Annotated in this window: 3 protein-coding genes and 1 pseudogene; 2 read left to right on the top strand and 2 right to left on the bottom strand. The window is 66.7% G+C overall.

Annotated features, from left to right (window positions below; translation table 11 throughout):
• Both bsaP and bioB read right to left on the bottom strand, forming a co-directional pair.
• Positions 1–260 (bottom strand): biotin synthase auxiliary protein BsaP (gene bsaP, locus A8G08_RS11370; protein ID WP_425394549.1); only part of this gene is annotated, 260 nt, incomplete at its 3' end.
• Between the two features lies 1 nt (position 261).
• Positions 262–1,275, bottom strand: a complete 1,014-nt coding sequence (gene bioB / locus A8G08_RS11365) for a biotin synthase BioB (protein ID WP_068273806.1) — start codon at positions 1,273–1,275, stop codon at positions 262–264.
• A 139-nt stretch (positions 1,276–1,414) separates the two neighbouring features.
• On the opposite strand from bioB, the gene A8G08_RS11360 reads away from it, so the two are divergent.
• Positions 1,415–2,008 (top strand): TetR family transcriptional regulator, encoded by a 594-nt coding sequence (locus tag A8G08_RS11360; RefSeq protein ID WP_068273804.1) that lies wholly within the window; start codon positions 1,415–1,417, stop codon positions 2,006–2,008.
• Positions 2,009–2,057: 49 nt separating this feature from the next.
• Positions 2,058–3,285 (top strand): annotated as a pseudogene (locus A8G08_RS11355) (glucose-6-phosphate dehydrogenase); the annotation flags it as partial.

Genomic DNA, 3,285 nt, shown 5'->3' with positions numbered 1-3,285 from the left:
GCCGCGGTGCGGATCTCGAAACGGATCGGCGCACGCGGCGCGGTGTGCGTCAACGCTGGTTCGCGGAGCGTCGAATCGATGACGCCGTGCCGGGAGCATTTGGCCCACCAGCCGTCCGGGCTGACCTGCACGATCATCCGGCGGCCGCAGTGCTCACAGAAGCGCGGCGGCTCCAGTCCCAGTGCGGCAGCGGCCGGCGTCAGATCGTCGATACCTGGCACGAGCCGCTTGCCGGTGTAGACGTTGTAGCGCTCTTCCATCTCAGAGGGTCGAGTTCAGCGCCTTGATCGGCATCTCGAGCTCACTGAGGAGGTCGAGATCCGACTCCGCGGGACGACCCAGCGTGGTGAGGTAGTTGCCGACGATGACGGCGTTGATGCCGCCGAGGATGCCCTGCTTCGCACCGAGGTCGCCAAGGGTGATCTCACGACCGCCGGCGAAGCGCAGCATGGTGCGCGGCAGCGCGAGACGGAACGCGGCGACGGCCTTGAGCGCCTCGGACGCGGGCAGCACCTCGAGGTCGCCGAACGGCGTACCCGGGCGCGGGTTCAGGAAGTTCAGCGGCACCTCGTGCGGATCGAGCTCCGCAAGGTTCGCGGCGAACTCGGCGCGCTGCTCGAGCGACTCGCCCATACCGAGGATGCCGCCACAGCACACCTCCATGCCGGCCTCGCGAACCATGCGCAGGGTGTCCCAGCGCTCTTCCCAGCTGTGGGTGGTGACCACGTTCGGGAAGTGCGAGCGCGCGGTTTCGAGGTTGTGGTTGTAGCGGTGTACGCCCATGTCGCGCAGCTGGTCGACCTGCTCCTGGGTGAGCATGCCGAGCGAGCAGGCGATCTGGATGTCGACCTCGTTGCGGATCGCCTCGATACCGGCGGCGACCTGCGCGAGCAGGCGCTCGTCCGGGCCACGAACGGCAGCGACGATGCAGAACTCCGTCGCGCCCGACTTCGCGGTCTGCTTGGCGGCCTCGACCAGGCTGGGGATATCGAGCCAGGCGGAGCGCACCGGGGACTGGAACAGGCCGGACTGCGAGCAGAAGTGGCAATCCTCGGGGCAGCCGCCGGTCTTCAGGCTGATGATGCCCTCGACCTCGACCTCGGGACCGCAGTGGCGCATCCGCACGTCGTGCGCGAGGCCGAGCAGCTCCTCGAGCCGGTCGTCGTCGAGTCGCAGCACTTCGAGGATCTGTTCCTGCGAAAGGCCCTCGCCACGCTCGAGCACCTGCTCACGCGCAGTTGCGAGGATATCGGTGTCGACAGGTGCCTGTGTCACAGCGCGTCCCTCTTTCGTTTCCGCGCAGTGGCGGTGCTGTCTGTTACCGCATTGCGGTGGTGCGAACTTGAACGGTGTTCAGGTTAGAGTAACGGCCATCACGGCGCAAAAGCAGGACCTAATTGGCTGGGGGTTACGGGTGCAACTGCACAGGACGCACGTCCTCGATGGGGCGATCGCGATTCTCGACGAGTACGGCCTCGCCGACCTCACCATGCGCCGTCTCGCCAGCTCGCTTAGCGTCCAGCCCGGAGCCCTGTACTGGCACTTTCCCAACAAGCAGACTCTGCTGGGTGCGGTCGCAGACCGCATCCTCGAACCGCTCGACGCACCGGTCGTCGGTCAGGGCTGGGACGAGCAGATCGCCGAACTCGCACACCGACTGCGAGACGCCCTGCTGTCGCATCGCGACGGCGCCGAACTGGTCTCCGCCAGCCTGGCGGCCCGCACCACCACCAGCCGGACCCGCCGACGCTTCGTCGACGCAGCGCTTGGCGCGGCCATGACGCGCACGGAAGCCGAGCTGACCGCGGACACGATCCTCTACTACGTCCTCGGCCACACGGTCGACGAGCAGGCACGCATCCAGCTCGATTCGCTCGGTGTGCTCGACGGGGACGACTCACCGATGTTCGAATCCCCGGACGCCGCATCACGATTCGACTTCGGGCTCCGCCTGTTCGTGGGCGGTATCCGCGAGGTGCTCGCGGCGCAGCGCGTCGATCGCAACTGACTTACTCGTCCGCCCGCACCGGCGCGCTCGCGGTGGAATCATCGGGCGTATGAGCCAGCCTCCGCAGACGATCGCCTACCCCGCACCGGGAGCACGTCCAACCGGGCGCGAACCCGAGCGGCTCACACCGCACGTCGTGGTGCTTTTCGGCGCCACCGGAGACCTCGCGCGGCGCAAGCTACTTCCCGGCCTCGCCCATCTCTCGATCTCCGGACTCGGCCCGGACATCCGGATCGTGGCCACCTCACTCGAAGATTTCAGCACCGAAGAATTCCGGGAGCATGCCCAGGCGGCATGCACCGAGTTCGGTAGTCACAAAATCGAACTCGAACAGTGGCCGGCATTCGCGGAACGGCTGGTGTACGTCCCGCAGAGTGCGGGGCCGCAGGCCTTGGCCGCGGCGGTCGCCGACGCCGAGGCCAAGCTCGGCCCGGACGTGCAACGCCTGCACTACCTCAGCGTGCCGCCGAAGGCCGCGCTGTCGGTGGTGACGATGCTTGCCGACGCGGGACTCGTGGAGCGGTCCCGGGTCGTCATGGAGAAGCCGTTCGGCACCGATCTGGCCAGCGCCATCGAACTCAATGATCAGGTGCACGGCGTCTTCCGCGAGCGCCAGATCTTCCGTATCGACCATTTCCTCGGAAAGGAGGCGGCGCAGAACATCCTGGCGTTCCGCTTCGCCAACGGGCTCTTCGAACCGATCTGGAACCGCAACTTCATCGACCACGTCCAGATCGATGTCCCCGAGCAGCTCGGCCTCGACCGGCGCGCCGGGTTCTACGAGTCCACCGGCGCATTCAAGGACATGGTGGTCACCCACTTGTTCCAGGTGATGGCGTTCGTCGCAATGGAGCCACCGACCGCGCTGGAGCCGCGCGCGATCAGCGAGGAGAAGAACAAGGTTTTCCGCTCCCTGCTGCCGATCGATACACGAAATGTCGTGCGTGGCCAGTACGTCGGGTACCGCGACGAGCCAGGCGTGTCACCGGAATCGGAGACCGAGACGTTCATCGCGCTGCACGTCGGGTTGGACAACTGGCGATGGGCCGGCGTGCCGTTCTATCTCCGGACGGGCAAGCGAATGGCCGAGGGCCAGCGCATCATCTCGATCGCGTTCCGAGAAGCCCCCCGCTCGATGTTCCCGCCGGGCTCCGGCGTTGGCACACAGGGACCGGACCACCTCACCTTCGACCTCGCCGACGAGACCAAGGTGTCACTGTCGTTCTACGGCAAGCGGCCGGGCCCGGGGTACTGAAGATGGACAAGCTGTCCATGCA

Source organism: Aldersonia kunmingensis (assembly GCF_001646865.1).
GTDB lineage: Bacteria > Actinomycetota > Actinomycetes > Mycobacteriales > Mycobacteriaceae > Aldersonia > Aldersonia kunmingensis.
Note: the sequence above shows the minus strand (reverse complement) of the source record. Positions and strands in the feature narration are given on the sequence as shown.